Annotated in this window: 13 protein-coding genes and 1 pseudogene; 5 read left to right on the forward strand and 9 right to left on the reverse strand. The window is 71.5% G+C overall.

Annotated features, from left to right (window positions below; genetic code table 11):
* Window positions 1-85: 85 nt before the first annotated feature.
* Genes ACZ7LT_RS01170 through ACZ7LT_RS01180 form a run of 3 tightly spaced genes read right to left on the reverse strand, consistent with a single transcriptional unit; the run spans window position 86 to window position 2,720 of the window.
* The gene (locus ACZ7LT_RS01170; RefSeq protein ID WP_471232646.1) at window positions 86-1,243 is read right to left on the reverse strand and encodes an acetyl-CoA C-acetyltransferase; all 1,158 of its coding nucleotides are present in this window, start codon (window positions 1,241-1,243) and stop codon (window positions 86-88) included.
* Between the two features lie 34 nt (window positions 1,244-1,277).
* Window positions 1,278-1,892, reverse strand: a complete 615-nt coding sequence (locus tag ACZ7LT_RS01175) for a TetR/AcrR family transcriptional regulator (protein WP_019885445.1) — start codon at window positions 1,890-1,892, stop codon at window positions 1,278-1,280.
* Between the two features lie 15 nt (window positions 1,893-1,907).
* A complete protein-coding gene (locus ACZ7LT_RS01180) occupies window positions 1,908-2,720 on the reverse strand; it encodes an SDR family oxidoreductase (RefSeq protein WP_471232648.1) in 813 nt (270 codons plus the stop codon).
* Between the two features lie 72 nt (window positions 2,721-2,792).
* Between ACZ7LT_RS01180 and ACZ7LT_RS01185 the strand changes: the two genes are divergently transcribed.
* Both ACZ7LT_RS01185 and ACZ7LT_RS01190 read left to right on the forward strand, forming a co-directional pair.
* Window positions 2,793-3,932, forward strand: a complete 1,140-nt coding sequence (locus ACZ7LT_RS01185) for an acyl-CoA dehydrogenase family protein (RefSeq protein WP_471232649.1) — start codon at window positions 2,793-2,795, stop codon at window positions 3,930-3,932.
* Window positions 3,932-5,011, forward strand: a complete 1,080-nt coding sequence (locus ACZ7LT_RS01190) for an acyl-CoA dehydrogenase family protein (RefSeq protein ID WP_471232651.1) — start codon at window positions 3,932-3,934, stop codon at window positions 5,009-5,011. The genes ACZ7LT_RS01185 and ACZ7LT_RS01190 overlap by 1 nt, the downstream gene beginning before the upstream one ends.
* On the opposite strand, the gene ACZ7LT_RS01195 is transcribed toward ACZ7LT_RS01190, so the two are convergent.
* The 3 genes and pseudogenes from ACZ7LT_RS01195 to ACZ7LT_RS01205 all read right to left on the reverse strand — a co-directional run bounded on the left by ACZ7LT_RS01195 (window position 5,008) and on the right by ACZ7LT_RS01205 (window position 6,801).
* On the reverse strand, window positions 5,008-5,535 hold the full coding sequence (locus ACZ7LT_RS01195) for a pyridoxamine 5'-phosphate oxidase family protein (RefSeq protein WP_471232653.1): 528 nt from the start codon (window positions 5,533-5,535) through the stop codon (window positions 5,008-5,010). The two genes, ACZ7LT_RS01190 and ACZ7LT_RS01195, sit on opposite strands and share 4 nt — an antisense overlap.
* A gap of 99 nt (window positions 5,536-5,634) precedes the next feature.
* Window positions 5,635-6,000: pseudogene (locus ACZ7LT_RS01200) on the reverse strand (VOC family protein); the annotation flags it as partial.
* Between the two features lie 81 nt (window positions 6,001-6,081).
* On the reverse strand, window positions 6,082-6,801 hold the full coding sequence (locus ACZ7LT_RS01205; protein ID WP_471232654.1) for a vWA domain-containing protein: 720 nt from the start codon (window positions 6,799-6,801) through the stop codon (window positions 6,082-6,084).
* Window positions 6,802-6,973: 172 nt separating this feature from the next.
* On the opposite strand from ACZ7LT_RS01205, the gene ACZ7LT_RS01210 reads away from it, so the two are divergent.
* Window positions 6,974-7,696 carry a glucose 1-dehydrogenase gene (locus tag ACZ7LT_RS01210; protein WP_471234755.1) on the forward strand — a complete coding sequence of 241 codons (723 nt, stop codon included), beginning with the start codon at window positions 6,974-6,976 and terminating at the stop codon, window positions 7,694-7,696.
* Window positions 7,693-8,733, forward strand: a complete 1,041-nt coding sequence (locus ACZ7LT_RS01215; RefSeq protein WP_471232656.1) for an alpha/beta hydrolase — start codon at window positions 7,693-7,695, stop codon at window positions 8,731-8,733. The genes ACZ7LT_RS01210 and ACZ7LT_RS01215 overlap by 4 nt, the downstream gene beginning before the upstream one ends.
* Before the next feature lie 122 nt (window positions 8,734-8,855).
* Here the strand turns inward: ACZ7LT_RS01215 and ACZ7LT_RS01220 are convergent, their stop codons facing one another.
* Complete coding sequence (locus ACZ7LT_RS01220) at window positions 8,856-9,182, reverse strand: GYD domain-containing protein (RefSeq protein WP_471234756.1); 327 nt, start codon at window positions 9,180-9,182, stop codon at window positions 8,856-8,858.
* Between the two features lie 24 nt (window positions 9,183-9,206).
* Between ACZ7LT_RS01220 and ACZ7LT_RS01225 the strand changes: the two genes are divergently transcribed.
* Window positions 9,207-9,629 (forward strand): MBL fold metallo-hydrolase, encoded by a 423-nt coding sequence (locus tag ACZ7LT_RS01225; protein ID WP_471232658.1) that lies wholly within the window; start codon window positions 9,207-9,209, stop codon window positions 9,627-9,629.
* Between the two features lie 181 nt (window positions 9,630-9,810).
* On the opposite strand, the gene ACZ7LT_RS01230 is transcribed toward ACZ7LT_RS01225, so the two are convergent.
* Both ACZ7LT_RS01230 and gltB read right to left on the reverse strand, forming a co-directional pair.
* Window positions 9,811-11,271 (reverse strand): glutamate synthase subunit beta, encoded by a 1,461-nt coding sequence (locus ACZ7LT_RS01230; protein WP_471232660.1) that lies wholly within the window; start codon window positions 11,269-11,271, stop codon window positions 9,811-9,813.
* The gene (gene gltB, locus ACZ7LT_RS01235) at window positions 11,264-15,823 is read right to left on the reverse strand and encodes a glutamate synthase large subunit (protein ID WP_471232662.1); all 4,560 of its coding nucleotides are present in this window, start codon (window positions 15,821-15,823) and stop codon (window positions 11,264-11,266) included. The genes ACZ7LT_RS01230 and gltB overlap by 8 nt, the downstream gene beginning before the upstream one ends.
* Window positions 15,824-16,113 lie beyond the last annotated feature (290 nt).

Genomic DNA, 16,113 nt, shown 5'->3' on the forward strand with positions numbered 1-16,113 from the left:
CTAGCACGAGGGGCCGCCGCGACCGGCGATTTCGGTCATGGACATCTCAGGACGGCGGTCCCGCACCCCAGGGGCCCGCCGTCGCTCAGAGGCGTTCGATGATCGTCACGTTGGCCTGGCCGCCGCCCTCGCACATCGTCTGGAGGCCGAAACGGCCGCCGGTGTGCTCCAGTTCGTGCAGGAGCGTCGTCATCAGCTTGACGCCGGTGGCGCCCAGCGGGTGGCCGAGGGCGATGGCGCCGCCGTTGACGTTGACCCGTTCGGGGTCCGCGCCGGTCTCCTTCAGCCAGGCGAGGACGACGGGCGCAAAGGCCTCGTTGATCTCGACGAGGTCGATGTCGTCGATGGTCAGGCCGCTCTTCTTCAGTGCGTGGGCGGTCGCGGGGATGGGCGCTGACAGCATTCGGATGGGGTCCTCGCCGCGTACGGAGAGGTGGTGGATGCGGGCGCGCGGGGTGAGCCCGTGGTCCCGTACGGCCTGTTCGCTCGCGAGGAGCATCGCGGCGGCGCCGTCGGAGACCTGGGACGAGCAGGCGGCGGTGATCGTGCCGCCGTCGACGACGGGTTTCAGGCCGGCCATCTTCTCCAGGGTGGTGTCCCGGCGCGGGCCTTCGTCGTGTGTGACATTGCCGTACGACACCGTCTCGCGGTCGAAGCGTCCCTCGTCGATCGCCCGGATCGCCCGCTCGTGGGAGCGCAGGGCGAATTCTTCCTGGTCGCGGCGGGTGATGTCCCATTTCCGCGCGATCAGCTCGGCGCCGTGGAACTGGTTGACCGGGGCGTCGCCGTAGCGGGCGCGCCAGCCCTGGCTGCCCGCGTAGGGGCCTTCGGTGAGTCCCAGCGGTTCGGCCGCCTGCCGGGAGGCGAAGGCGATGGGGATCATCGACATGTTCTGGGTACCGCCCGCGACGACCAGGTCCTGGGTGCCGGAGAGTACGCCCTGGGCAGCGAAGTGGACGGCCTGCTGGGAGGAGCCGCACTGCCGGTCGACGGTGACGCCGGGGACCTCCTCGGGGAGGCCGGCGGCCAACCAGGCCGTACGGGCGATGTCACCGGCCTGCGGACCGACGGTGTCCAGGCAGCCGAGGACGACGTCGTCGACGGCGGCCGGGTCGATGCCTGCCCGGGCGACGAGGGCCTTGAGGACGTGGGCGCCGAGGTCCGCCGGGTGGACGGCGGCGAGCCCTCCCTTGCGGCGCCCGACGGGGGTGCGTACCGCTTCGACGATGTAGGCCTCGGCCATGACTGTTCCCCAATCGGTGGTCAGGTGCGTAGGGCTAGGTACGTACGGCGATTCCGTCCAGGACCATGGAGAGGTACTGGCGGGCGATCTCGTCCGGGCTGTGCTGGCCGCCGGGCCGGTACCAGGAAGCGGCGACCCAGACGGTGTCGCGGACGAACCGGTAGGTGAGCCGGACGTCGAGGTCGGCGCGGAAAACCCGGGCGGCGACTCCGCGCTCCAGCGTGCCGAGCCAGGCCTTCTCGAACTTCACCTGCGACTCGCTGAGGTAGTGGAAGCGGGGCTGGGCGGAGAGGTGCCGGGCCTCCTTCTGGTAGATGGCGACGGCGGCGCGGTGCCGGTCGATCTCGCGGAAGGATTCGGTGACGAGGGCCTCGATGGTCTCCCGTGGGCCGAGTCCGGCGGCCAGCACGGTGTCGTAGCCCTGCCAGAGTTCGTCGAGGAAGGTGGAGAGGATCTCGTCGAGCATCGATTCCTTGGAATCGAAGTGGTAGTAGAGGCTGCCGGCGAGCATGCCGGCGGCGTCGGCGATCTTGCGGACGGTGGTGGCGTTGTACCCCTGGGCGGCGAACACCTCGGCGGCCGTGTCGAGGAGTTCACGGCGCCGCTCGGGCGCGGCGGTCACCTGGGGCTTCTTCTCGGTCGTTGACACACGTCCATTCTGGTCCTACGCGTGCTGGCTGCTGACGGAGACCGTCTCGCCGGTCATGTACGAGGAGTAGCCGCTGGCCAGGAAGACGATGACGTTGGCGACCTCCCAGGGCTCGGCGTACCGCCCGAAGGCTTCCTTCTCGGTGAGTTCGGCGAGCAGGTCGGCCGAGGTGACCTTCGCCAGGTGCGGATGCATGGCGAGGCTGGGTGAGACGGCGTTGACCCGGACCCCGTACGCCGCGGCCTCGATCGCGGCGCAGCGGGTGAGCGCCATGACGCCGGCCTTGGCGGCGGCGTAGTGGGCCTGGCCCGCCTGGGCGCGCCAGCCGACGACGGAGGCGTTGTTGACGATCGCGCCGCCGCGGCCGGTGGCGCGGTAGGAGCGCAGGGCGGCCCGGGTACAGCGGAAGGTGCCGTGCAGTGTGACATCGAGGACGCGGTGCCACTGGTCGTCGGTCATGTCGACGAGTTCGGCGGTGCCGCCCAGTCCGGCGTTGTTGACGACGACGTCGAGGCCGCCGTGGAGCCGTACCGCTGTGTCGAACAGGGCCTGGACCTGGGCCTCGTCGGTGACGTCGCACACGAGGGAGTCGACGGCCGCCGGGCCGAACTCGGCCGCGAGCGTCTCCTCGGTCTCCTTGAGGCGGCGGGCGTGGGTGTCGCTGAGGAGGACCCGCGCGCCCTCTTCGAGGAAGCGGCGGGCGGTGGCTCCGCCGATGCCCGCTCCGGCGGCGGCGGTGATCACGGCGGTGCGGCCGTCCAGCAGCGCGTGACCTGTCACATACGGCGGACGCGTCTGTCCCTGTCCCTGCGCCTTGTTGTCCGTCACAGCGGCACGTTAACCTACCAAACACTTGTTAGGGAAGCTGTTCCCGGACGCCCGAAGGGGAGACGGCACCGCATGGATCTGACGCACACGGCGGACGAGGAGGCGTTCCGGGCCGAGGCCCGCGACTGGCTGCGCGCCCATGTGCCCGCCCGGCCGCTGCCCTCGCTGGAGACCGAGGAGGGCTTCGCCGCCCACCGCGCCTGGGAGGCCGAGCTCGCCGCCGGCCGCTGGTCGGTGGTGTCCTGGCCGGAGCGGTACGGCGGCCGGAACGCCGGGATCTTCCGCTGGCTGGCCTTCGAGGAGGAGTACTACGCGGCCGGGGCGCCCGGCCGGGTCTCGCAGAACGGGATCAGCCTGCTCGCCCCCACCCTCTTCGACCACGGCACGGAGGAACAGCGGGCCCTGGTGCTGCCGTCGATGGCGAGCGGCGAGGTCGTCTGGGCCCAGGCCTGGTCCGAGCCGGAGGCCGGCTCGGACCTCGCGGCCCTCCGCTCGCGGGCCGTACGCACCGAAGGCGGCTGGCTGCTGTCCGGCCACAAGACGTGGTCGTCGCGCGCGGCCTTCGCCGACCGGTCCTTCGGGATCTTCCGTACGGACCCGGAGGCGGCGAAGCCGCACCACGGGCTCACCTATCTGATGTTCGACCTGCGGGCGCCGGGGGTGACGGTCCGGCCGATCGGCCGGCTGGACGGCCGGCCCGCGTTCGCCGAGCTCTTCCTCGACGAGGTCTTCGTCCCCGACGAGGACGTGATCGGCGAGCCGGGGCAGGGCTGGCGGATCGCGATGGCGACGACGGGCAACGAACGGGGGCTGACCTTGCGCTCCCCCGGCCGGTTCCTGGCCGCCGCCGACCGGCTCGTACGGCTGTGGCGCGAGCGCGGCGAGGATCCCGGGGTCCGGGACCGGGTCGCGGACGCGGTGATCGGCGCCCGGGCCTACCAGCTGTTCACGGCGGCGGGCGCGTCCCGTTTCGCGGCCGGGGGCACGATCGGCGCGGAGTCGAGCCTGAACAAGCTCTTCTGGTCCGAGTACGACATCACACTGCACGAGACCGCCCTCGATCTGCTGGGGCCGGAGGGCGAGCGGGCGGACCACGAGTGGGCGGAGGGATACGTCTTCTCGCTCGCGGGTCCCATCTACGCCGGGACGAACGAGATCCAGCGCGACATCGTCGCCGAGCGTCTGCTCGGCCTTCCGAAGGGCCGGCGCTGATGAGATTCCTGCTGACCGACGAACAACAGGCCTTCGGCCGCTCTCTGGACGCCATGCTCGGCGCGGCCGGCACTCCGGCGGCGGTACGGGCCTGGGGCGCCGGAGGCCACGCGCCGGGGCGCGCGGTGTGGACGCGGCTCGCCGAGGCGGGGGTGTGGGCGCTGGCGGTCCCGGAGGCGTACGAGGGGGTGGGCCCGCTGCCGGTCGAAACGGTCGTCGCCTTCGTGGAGCTGGGCCGGCACGCGGTCCCCGGCCCGCTGGCGGAGACCGTCGCGGCGGGCGCCCTGCTGTCCCGGCTGGCCGACCTCGGCCAGGACGCTCCGGCGAAACGGCTGCTGCCGGGCATCGCGTCGGGCGGGAGGGTGGCCACGCTCGCCATATCGGCGCCGGAGGGCCGTCCGCAGGCCGCGGGGACGGCACTGGACGCGGACTCGGCGCCGGAGGGCGCGCCTCAGGCCGCGGGTACGGCACTGGACGCGGACGCGGCCGACGCCGTTCTCGTCGTCCGGGGTGACGAGCTGCGGCTGGCGGCCGGTCATGGGCCGGTGCTGCGGTCCCTCGACCCGGCGCGGCGGCTCGCGCGCCCGGACGCGGGCGGGGAGCCGCTGGCCGCCGGGCCCGCCGTCGCCGAGGCCGCGGCCCACGCGGCCCGCTGGGCGGCCCTCGCCACCGCCGCCCAGTCACTCGGCGTCGGGCTGGCGCTCCTGGAGCGCACCGTGTCGTATGTGAAACAACGCAGCCAGTTCGGCACGCCGATCGGCTCGTTCCAGGCGGTCAAACACCGGCTGGCGGACACGCTCCTGGCCCTGGAGTTCGCCCGGCCGCTGCTGTACGGGGCGGCGCTCACGCTCCGTACGTCCGACATCGCCGCCGCCAAGGCCGCGGCGGGCGAGGCCGGATACACGGCCGCCCGCGCCGCGCTCCAGCTGCACGGCGCGGTCGGCTACACCGAGGAGCTCGACCTCTCCCTCTGGCTGCGCAAGGCCCGCCCGCTGCGCGACGCATGGGGCACGCCCGCGCGCTGCCGGGCCCTGGTCCTCGACGGCCTCGACGGCTCCGACGGGGGCCTCGCCGGCTAGGGCGCGTCCTGGCGCGGCGCGCTGTCGTCGGTGCCGCGCCGGATGCGGCGCAGCGGGCGGCCCGGCGCCCAGGACAGCACGACCAGCTCCTCGCCCTCGACCGCGGTCCGTACGACCTCGGTCAGTTCGACGCGGAAGAGATGGAACGGCAACGGCGGGCCGACCTCCTTCACGTACCGGTCGACCGTCTCCGGGTCGGTGACCTCGATCGCCCGTCCGCCGACGCGGACGTCGCCGCCGCCCATGTCCGTACCGCTGCCCGGATTGGCCAGCACGTTGAACCGGGGATCGCGCTGCAGGTCCTGCGCCTTGCGCGAGTGGGGCATCATGCCGAGCCACAGCTCGCCGAAGCGGAAGTCGACCTCCAGGCCGCTGAGTCGGGGGGATCCGTCCTTGCGCAGGGTCGCGAGGACATGGTGGGTGTACGCCTCGAAGCGCTGTCGCACCACGGCGGCGAAGTCCGGCTCGGCCGCCGCGAAACCGGCCCAGCCGGTCCCCGCGTTGTTCGTCACGCTGTTCTCCATGCGTCCAGGAAAGCCGGGATACCCGACATCTTCTGTCGGGATTAGGAAAGCGATCGGGCTTCTTCGCGGCGGCGAGCCGGTCGGGCTGAGGGATCAGCCTCGTTCGGCGGTGCTGCGCTCGACGCAGAACTCGTTGCCCTCGGGGTCGGCGAGGGTCACCCAGCCCCGGCCGTCCTGCGCGCGGTGGTCGCCGACGAGGGTCGCGCCGAGCTTCAGGATGCGCTCGACCTCCTCGTCGCGGGTGCGGTCCTGCGGCTGGATGTCGAAGTGCACGCGGTTCTTGACGGTCTTGGGCTCGGGGACGGTCACGAAAAGCACCCCCGCGCCGGGGGTCTCGACCAGCGCCTCCGGGTCGCCCGGCTGGTCCTCGTCCGAGACCGGGGCGTCGAGGACCGCGCCCCAGAAGGTCGCCAGGGCGTAGGCGTCGGCGCAGTCGAATGTCACATGTCTTACGAGAGATGCCATGCCCGCCACTATCGCGGGCGACCCCCGCCCGCGGCGAGCCGATTAATCGGCCTGTTCGCCGGGGTCGCCGCCTCCCCTTTGTCAGGTGCGGACGATGCCCTGGGCGCGGGCGGACGCCAGCCAGGCCGGGAAGTCGGCGACCAGCCGGTCGTACAGCTCGTCGTCCGTGACCCGGCGTGGGTCCTGCCCGGCGTGGAAGAAGCCGGCGTTGTCGACGGGCCGCCGGCCCGGGACGGACAACTCGTCCAGTTTGCGCAGGAATTCGAACTGCCTGCTGCCGGGGTCACCGAAGCCGACGAACTGCCAGAAGAGCGGGAGCCGCGCCGCCTTGCAGACGTACCGTTCGGCGGCGAGCTTGTTGATGGGGCCGCCGTCGGTCTGGAAGACGACCAGTGCGGGCGCGGTGGAACCGCTGTCGAGGTAGTGGTCGATGACGGCGTCCATGGCGAGGTGGTAACTGGTCTTGCCCATGTGCCCGAGCCCGGCGACGATCCGGTCGATGCGGCCCTCGTGGTCGGCGAGCGAGATGTCCGTCTCGGCGTCCACGTCCGTGGAGAAGAAGACCACCGGCACCCGGCCGTCGTCGTCGAGCTGCGCGGACAGCCCGAGCACCCGGTCGGCGAGGGCCTGGACACTGCCGTCCTTGTAGTACGGCTTCATCGAACCGGAGTAGTCGATCACGAGGTAGACGGCGACGCGCTGCCCCTCCAGGCCGTGCTTGCGCAGGGAGACACCCGCGCTCTTGTACAGGCTGACGAGCGCGGGCGCGGTCTCCTCGACCTTGCGCAGGCTGATGGCCATGGGCGGTAAGTCCCTTCTGCGTACGGGGACTTCGAGCCTACGTGATCGGCGGCGAGCTGCCGCCGCCACTGCCCTTCCCGGGTCTCGATATGACTGCTAGAAGTATTCCTGTTCGTCATGTCGAACGGGAAGTCATACGGGAAGGGGTGCGCGTGTGCCATGTGACGGCGCGATATCACTGACCGGGAAGGTGGTCCTGGTGACGGGCGCGGCCCGGGGCCAGGGCGCGGCGGAGGCCAGGCTCTGTGCGGCGGCCGGGGCGCGGGTGGTGGTCACGGACGTACGGGAGGAGGAGGGCCGGGAGGTCGCCGACTCCCTCGGCGGACAGGGGCTGTTCGTCCGGCACGACGTCTCGGACGCGGCGGAGTGGACGCGGGCGGTGGTCGCCGCGGTACGGGCCTTCGGCCGGCTCGACGCGCTCGTCAACAACGCGGCCCTGTGGCGTACGGCCTCCGTCGAGGAGGAGACGTACGAGAACTTCGAGGCGCTGCTCCGGCTCAATCTGCTGGGGCCCTTCCTCGGCATCCAGGCGGCCCTGCCCGCGCTGAAGGAGGCGGGCGGCGGCTCGATCGTGAACGTGTCGTCGACGGCGGGCCTGGTCGGCATCCCGGGCCACGCGGCGTACGGCTCGACGAAGTTCGCCCTGCGCGGCCTGACCCGGTCCTCGGCGCTGGACCTGGCGCCGTACGGGGTCCGCGTCAACTCGGTCCACCCGGGCGCGATCGACACGCCGATGACGGCGGCGGTCGCGGCGAGGGACTGGTCGCACGTGCCGCTGGGGCGGATGGGCCGGCCGGAGGAGGTCGGCGAGCTGATCGTGTTCCTGGTGTCGGACGCGTCCTCGTACGTCACGGGCGCGGAGTTCGCGGTGGACGGAGGACTGACGACAGGATGACGGACTCACTGACGGATCCACTGACCCCGGCGGCACGGGCGGTCTGCGACGCCCTGACAGCGGGCTTCCCGCCCCCGGGCGACCCTGCGGCCCTCCGCGCGGCGGCCCGGTCCCGTCTGGGCAAACTGCCCGCGGCGCGCGAGGAGTTGGCAGACGGGGTCCGGGTGCGGATCTACGAGCCGCCGAACGCCGCGGGCGGCTCCGCGGCGGACCCGGGCGGAGGATCGGGGCGGGACCTCGGGCAAGCGAGCGCTTCAGGCGCGGGCGCGCGGGGCCCCGGGGCCGCGGGCGCCTCCGGCACCGGCACCGGCATCGGCGCGAAGGCCCCGGGCGCGGGCTCGGGCGCTCCTGTCGTCGTCTTCAGTCATGGCGGCGGATGGGTCCTGTGCGATCTCGACACCCATGACCGGCTCTGCCGGGCGCTGGCGGCCCGGACCGGGGCCACCGTCGTGTCCGTCGACTACCGGCGCGCCCCCGAGCACCGCCACCCCGCCGCCGAGGACGACGCGTGCACGGTCACATGGTGGGCCGCCGCGCGGTATCCCGGGCGGCCTCTGGTCGTGGCGGGCGACTCCAGCGGGGGGAACCTCGCCGCGGCGACCGCGCTGCGGGCCCGGGACCGGGGAGGACCGGAGATCGCCGCGCAGCTGCTGATCTATCCGGCGCTCGACCACCGTCTGGACGGCGTGTCGGCGGAGGCGTACGCGGAGGGGTTCTTCCACACCACCGCCCACATGCGCTGGTACTGGCAGCAGTATCTGGGGCCGCACGGAGACCCGGTGGCCGCGTCCCCCGGGCTGACGGCCGACCTCGCCGGACTACCCCCGGCCCTGGTCGTCGTCGCGGACTGCGATCCGCTGCGCGACGAGGGCGTGGCGTACGCCCGGCGGCTCTCGGCGGCCGGTGGACGCGCCGCGGTGCATGTGCACACCGGCATGTTCCATGGCTTCCTGGGCGCGACGGGCGTCCTGCCGGAGGCCGACGCCGCGTTGGACTCGGCCGCCGCATGGCTGGCCGGTGTGGCGACGACTTACTGATCGTGCACACATGGCCGCTTGCACGGCACTGCCCCTCGCCGCCGACGACGCTTCCCTGACACTGCTTACGGCGGTTTCGCTCGTGTCGGCTGGACCAGACCGTCCCTATTGAGTGCGGGCCGCTACGCGCCAGGGGGTCGGTACTGGATCCCTTCGGCCTTGCGCAGGGCGTCCATCGTTTCGGCAACGGTCAGGAGGACTGTTGTTTCAAACGAGCTCAGCGCGCCGCCTCCCGTAATCGCCAGCGCAACCGCGGCCATGGAAACGTTGTCGGGAGCTTCCCACAGCGTGTAGCCGTCGTGTCTGCCGAAGGCGTACCAGAACCCATGGAGCTTCCCCCCGACCGACTCGACATACGCTTGAGCGGCCTTTGTGCGGTCTTCTGGGCTGCCGATCAGCCTGGCCCAGGTCTCTGGCGTGTAGCTGAATCTCGTCAGATAGAGCGGCATCATCTGTCCCATTCGCCGGTTACGGTGCGAGTTTCGCGTTTTGCGGCGAACTGTAACGGCGGAAAGCGGATTGAGGCGGGCGGCAACGCTTCTGCGTGTCAGGCAACTCTCCACAACGGCGGCCGCGCCCTGCGCGTCGAGGCCGCAGGCCGGTCGCTGGTGTACTCCGGGGATACGGCACCCTGCCCCAACCTGACGAGCCTGGCTCGGGGGTGCGATGTGCTGCTGTGCGAGGCCGAGAGCGCCCAGGCGCCGGGCATGGGGGAACAGGTCCACCACACGCCGGAGGACGCCGGTGATACCGCCCGCTCGGCCCGGCCAGGACGGCTGATCGTCACGCACGTCGGGCGTTTCCTCACCCCGCAGCAGGCAGTGGCCCGCGCCTCCACCCGGTTCGACGGACCCATCGACTACGCCACACCCGGTGTCACCTTCCCGGTCGGATGAGCCGCCGCCTCCCCCGGGTGGCTCGACCATCCGGGGACGCTCGCGTCTGAAACGATCAGTCAATGCTTCGTAGAAAGGACGCGTGGCGCCTGCCGTGGTCCGGTCGGGGACTTGGCAGGCGCCACGCTCAGTTCCGTACGCCGTTGTACGGGACGCTTGATGAGGATCGTCAGGCTGTCCGTCAGACGGTCAGCGCGCGGTCCGTCGGGCGGATCGGGGCCGGCAGGGCGCTCGTGCCCGTGAGGTAGCGGTCCACGCCGCGGGCGGCCGAGCGGCCCTCGGCGATCGCCCACACGATCAGGGACTGGCCGCGGCCCGCGTCACCGGCGACGAAGACACCGTCGACGTTGGTGGCGAAGTCCGCGTCGCGGGCGATGTTGCCACGCGCGTCAAGCTCCAGGCCGAACTGCGACACCAGGCCGTTGGACTGGTCCGTGCCGGTGAAGCCCATCGCCAGGGTGACCAGCTGCGCCGGGATGCGGCGCTCGGTGCCCGGCTTCTGCTCCAGCTTGCCGTCCTTGAACTCCACCTCCACGAGGTGCAGCGCCTGGACGTTGCCGTCCTCGTCGCCCTCGAAGTGGGTGGTGGAGACGGAGTAGACCCGCTCGCCGCCCTCCTCGTGGGCCGATGTCACCTTGTACAGCATGGGGAAGGTGGGCCAGGGCTGGTTGGCGCTGCGCTCCTCGCCCGGCCTCGGCATGATCTCCAGCTGGGTGACGGACGCCGCGCCCTGGCGGTGGGCGGTGCCCACGCAGTCCGCGCCGGTGTCGCCGCCGCCGATGACGACGACGTGCTTGCCCGCGGCCGTGATGGGCGGGGCCACGAAGTCGCCTTCCTGGACCTTGTTGGCGAGCGGCAGGTACTCCATCGCGAAGTGGATGCCGTTCAGCTCGCGGCCCGGCACGGGCAGGTCGCGGGAGACGGTCGCCCCGGCCGCGACGACGACCGCGTCGTAGCGCCGGCGCAGCTGCGCCGCGTCGACGTCGACGCCGATCTCCACCTCGGTACGGAACTTGGTGCCCTCCGCGCGCATCTGCTCGATGCGCCGGTTGATGTGCACCTTCTCCATCTTGAACTCGGGGATGCCGTAGCGCAGCAGGCCGCCGATGCGGTCGGCGCGCTCGTACACGGCGACGGTGTGACCGGCCCGGGTCAGCTGCTGCGCGGCGGCCAGGCCCGCCGGGCCCGAGCCGATGACCGCGACGGTCTTGCCGGACAGGCGCTCCGGCGGCTGCGGGGTGACGTCGCCGGAGTCCCACGCCTTGTCGATGATGGAGACTTCGACGTTCTTGATGGTGACGGCGGGCTGGTTGATGCCGAGGACGCACGCCGACTCGCAGGGAGCCGGGCACAGACGGCCGGTGAACTCCGGGAAGTTGTTGGTGGCGTGCAGCCGCTCGGAGGCCTGCGCCCAGTCCTCGCGGTAGGCGTAGTCGTTCCACTCGGGGATCAGGTTCCCCAGCGGACAGCCGTTGTGGCAGAACGGGATGCCGCAGTCCATGCAGCGGCCGGCCTGCTTGCTGATGATCGGCAGCAGGGAGCCGGGGACGTAGACCTCGTTCCAGTCCTTGAGTCGCTCGGCCACCGGGCGGGTCTTGGCGACCTCGCGGCCGGTGGTCAGGAAGCCCTTGGGGTCAGCCATTGGTCGCCGCCTCCATCATCTTCTCGGTGGTCTCGGCCTCGGAGAGACCGGCGAGCTCAGCGGCGTCCTTGGCGGCGAGCACTGCCTTGTACGTGGTCGGGATGATCTTGCTGAAGCGGTCCACGTTCACGGACCAGTCGGCGAGGAGCTTCTCGGCGACGGTGGAGCCCGTCTCCTCGTGGTGGCGGCGCACGACGTCGTGCAGCCACGCCTTGTCGGTGTCCGACAGGCCCTCGATCGCCGCCAGGTTGCCGGCGTTGACGTTGTCGCGGTCGAGGTCGACGACGTACGCGATGCCGCCCGACATACCGGCCGCGAAGTTGCGGCCCGTCTCACCGAGGACGACGGCCTGGCCGCCGGTCATGTACTCGCAGCCGTGGTCGCCCACGCCCTCGGAGACCACCAGCGCGCCGGAGTTGCGGACGCAGAAGCGCTCGCCCGTACGGCCGCGCAGGAACAGCTCGCCGCCGGTGGCGCCGTAGCCGATCGTGTTGCCCGCGATCGTCGAGTACTCGGCGAGGTGGTCGGCGCCCCGGTCGGGGCGGACGACGATCCGGCCGCCGGAGAGGCCCTTGCCGACGTAGTCGTTGGCGTCGCCTTCCAGGCGCAGTGTCACACCGCGCGGCAGGAACGCGCCGAAGGACTGGCCGGCGGAGCCGGTGAAGGTGATGTCGATGGTGTCGTCGGGCAGACCCGCGCCACCGAACTTCTTGGTGACGTGGTGGCCGAGCATCGTGCCGACGGTGCGGTTGATGTTGCGGATCGGCACCTGCGCGCGGACCGGCTGTGCCTCCTCCGCGGAGGGCGCGTTCAGCGCCTCGGCGGCGAGCTCGACGAGCTCGTTGTCGAGGGCCTTCTCCAGACCGTGGTCCTGCTCGACCAGGGCGTGGCGGACGGCGCCTTCGGCCAGCTCGGGCACGTAGAAGAGCGGGGCCAGGTCGAGGCCCTGCGCCTTCCAGTGCGAGACGGCGCGGGTGGTGTCGAGGAGCTCGGCGTGGCCGACGGCCTCCTCCAGCGTGCGGAAGCCCAGCTCGGCGAGGAGCTCGCGGACCTCCTCGGCGATGAACTGGAAGAAGTTGACGACGAACTCGGCCTTGCCGGAGAAGCGTTCCCGCAGGACCGGGTTCTGGGTGGCGATGCCGACCGGGCAGGTGTCCAGGTGGCAGACGCGCATCATGACGCAGCCGGAGACGACGAGCGGCGCGGTGGCGAAGCCGAACTCCTCGGCGCCGAGCAGCGCGGCGATGACGACGTCGCGGCCGGTCTTGAGCTGGCCGTCGGTCTGGACGACGATCCGGTCGCGCAGGCCGTTGAGCAGCAGGGTCTGCTGGGTCTCGGCGAGGCCGAGTTCCCAGGGGCCGCCCGCGTGCTTCAGCGAGGTGAGCGGGGACGCGCCCGTGCCGCCGTCGTGGCCGGAGATGAGGACGACGTCCGCGTGGGCCTTGGAGACACCGGCGGCGACCGTGCCGACGCCGACCTCGGACACCAGCTTCACATGGATGCGGGCGTCGGGGTTGGCGTTCTTGAGGTCGTGGATCAGCTGAGCCAGGTCCTCGATGGAGTAGATGTCGTGGTGCGGCGGCGGGGAGATCAGGCCGACGCCGGGCGTGGAGTGCCGGGTCTTGGCGACCCAGGGGTAGACCTTGTGGCCGGGCAGCTGGCCGCCCTCGCCGGGCTTGGCGCCCTGGGCCATCTTGATCTGGATGTCGTCGGCGTTGACGAGGTACTCGCTCGTGACGCCGAAGCGGCCGGAGGCGACCTGCTTGATCGACGAGCGCCGCGCCGGGTCGTACAGCCGCTCGGGGTCCTCGCCGCCCTCACCGGTGTTGGACTTGCCGCCCAGCTGGTTCATGGCGATGGCGAGGGTCTCGTGCGCCTCCTTGGAGATGGAGCCGTACGACATGGCGCCGGTGGAGAAGCGCTTGACGATCTCGGAGACCGGCTCGACCTCGTCGAGGGGGATCGAGGGGCGGTCGGAGCTGAAGCCGAAGAGGCCGCGCAGCGTCATGAGCCGCTCGGACTGCTCGTTCACCCGCTCGGTGTACTGCTTGAAGATGTCGTACCGCTTGGAGCGCGTGGCGTGCTGCAGCCGGAAGACGGTCTCCGGGTCGAAGAGGTGCGGCTCGCCCTCGCGGCGCCACTGGTACTCGCCACCGATGTCCAGCGCGCGGTGCGCGGAGGGGATGCCGGAGGCGGGGTACGCCTTGGTGTGCCGGGCGGCGACCTCCTGGGCGACGACGTCGAGGCCGGCGCCGCCGATCTTGGTGGCGGTGCCGTCGAAGTACTTCTCGACGAAAGCCTGGTCGAGGCCGACGGCCTCGAAGACCTGGGCGCCGCGGTAGGAGGCGACGGTCGAGATGCCCATCTTGGACATGACCTTCAGGACGCCCTTGCCCAGCGCGTAGATCAGGTTGCGGATGGCCTGCTCGGGCTCCAGGCCCTCGATGAAGGTGCCGGCGCGGACGAGGTCCTCGACCGACTCCATCGCGAGGTACGGGTTGACGGCGGCGGCGCCGTAGCCGATGAGCAGCGCGACGTGGTGGACCTCGCGGACGTCGCCGGCCTCGACCAGCAGGCCCACCTGGGTGCGCTGCTTGGTGCGGATGAGGTGGTGGTGGACCGCGGCGGTGAGCAGCAGCGAGGGGATCGGCGCGTGCTCGGCGTCGGAGTGGCGGTCGGAGAGCACGATCAGCCGGGCGCCGGCCTCTATGGCGGCGTCGGCCTCGGCGCAGATCTCCTCGATCCGGGCGGCGAGCGCGTCGCCGCCGCCGGAGACGCGGTAGAGACCGGAGAGCGTGGCGGCCTTCATGCCGGGCATGTCGCCGTCGGCGTTGATGTGGATGAGCTTGGCCAGCTCGTCGTTGTCGATCACCGGGAAGGGCAGGGTGACACTGCGGCAGGAGGCCGCGGTGGGCTCCAGGAGGTTGCCCTGCGGGCCGAGCGAGGAGCGCAGCGAGGTGACGAGCTCCTCGCGGATGGCGTCCAGCGGCGGGTTGGTGACCTGCGCGAAGAGCTGGGTGAAGTAGTCGAAGAGCAGCCGGGGCCGCTCGGAGAGGGCCGCGATCGGGGAGTCGGTGCCCATGGAGCCGATCGGCTCGGCGCCGGTGCGGGCCATCGGGGCGAGGATGACGCGGAGCTCTTCCTCGGTGTAGCCGAAGGTCTGCTGGCGGCGGGTGACCGAGGCGTGGGTGTGGACGATGTGCTCGCGCTCGGGGAGGTCCTCGAGCTCGATCTCGCCGGTCTCCAGCCACTCCTGGTACGGGTGCTCGGCGGCGAGGCCGGCCTTGATCTCGTCGTCCTCGATGATGCGGTGCTCGGCGGTGTCGACGAGGAACATCTTGCCAGGCTGGAGTCGGCCCTTGCGGACGACCTTGGCGGGGTCGATGTCGAGGACGCCGACCTCGGAGGAGAGGACGACGAGGCCCTCGTCGGTGACCCAGTAGCGGCCGGGGCGCAGACCGTTGCGGTCGAGGACCGCGCCGACCTGGACGCCGTCGGTGAAGGTGACGCAGGCCGGGCCGTCCCAGGGCTCCATCATCGTGGAGTGGTACTGGTAGAAGGCGCGCCGGGCCGGGTCCATGGAGTCGTGGTTCTCCCACGCCTCGGGGACCATCATCAGGACGCTGTGGGGCAGCGAGCGGCCACCGAGGTGGAGCAGCTCCAGGACCTCGTCGAAGGAGGCGGAGTCGGAGGCGTCCGGCGTACAGACCGGGAAGATCCGCTCCAGCTCGGCCTGGCCGAAGAGGTCGGAGGCGAGCTGGGACTCGCGGGCCCGCATCCAGTTGCGGTTGCCCTTGACCGTGTTGATCTCGCCGTTGTGCGCGACGAAGCGGTACGGGTGGGCGAGCGGCCAGCTCGGGAAGGTGTTCGTGGAGAAACGGGAGTGGACCAGGGCCACGGCGGTGGCGCAGCGCCGGTCGGAGAGGTCCGGGAAGAAGGGCTCCAGCTGGCCGGTGGTCAGCATGCCCTTGTAGACGATCGTGCGGGCGGAGAGCGAGGGGAAGTACGTCCCGGCCTCGCGCTCGGCGCGCTTGCGCAGCACGAACGCCTTGCGGTCCAGCGCGATGCCGGTGTGCTCGCCGTCGGCCACGAAGAGCTGCTGGAAGACCGGCATGGTGGAGCGGGCGGAGGCGCCGAGCAGCTCGGGGGCGACGGGGACCTCACGCCAGCCGAGGACGGTCAGGCCTTCTTCTGACGCGATCGTCTCGATCCGCGAGACAGCCTGTGCGGAGCCGTCGGCGGGAAGGAAGGCGATACCGACGGCGTACGCGCCGGGCTCGGGCAGGTCGAAGTCGGTGACCTCGCGCAGGAACGCGTCGGGGACCTGGAGGAGGATGCCGGCGCCGTCTCCGGAGTCGGGCTCGGAGCCGGTGGCGCCGCGGTGCTCGAGATTGCGCAGTACGGTCAGCGCCTGCTCGACCAGTGCGTGGCTGGCAACACCGGTGAGGGTGGCCACGAACCCGACACCACAGGCGTCGTGTTCGTTACGGGGGTCGTACATCCCCTGCGGTGCAGGGCGACCGTCCATGGGCGACCAGGCGTCGGAACGCATCGGCACTCCCGTCGTCGTCGTGGCATATGAAGCAGCCGAGGGACGACGTTGGCCCTCCGCGAAATTTCGTGCAGGTTACATGATGGAGTGCTTCTCGGAAAGTGGATAGCTCATTCCAGCATGCGGACACCGCGGGGTGGCGGTGGAGTGCTCACACGTGGCCACCGGGGGCGGTCACGGACGTGGTCACAGGGGTGTGATCACACGTGTGTGTCACAGGGGGACGGGGTCGGGATCCGGGGGTCGCCGGCGACCCGTCGCAGGAGCAGGCGTCATTGCCCGCGGCGCCT

This window comes from Streptomyces sp. NPDC039465 (assembly GCF_055639315.1).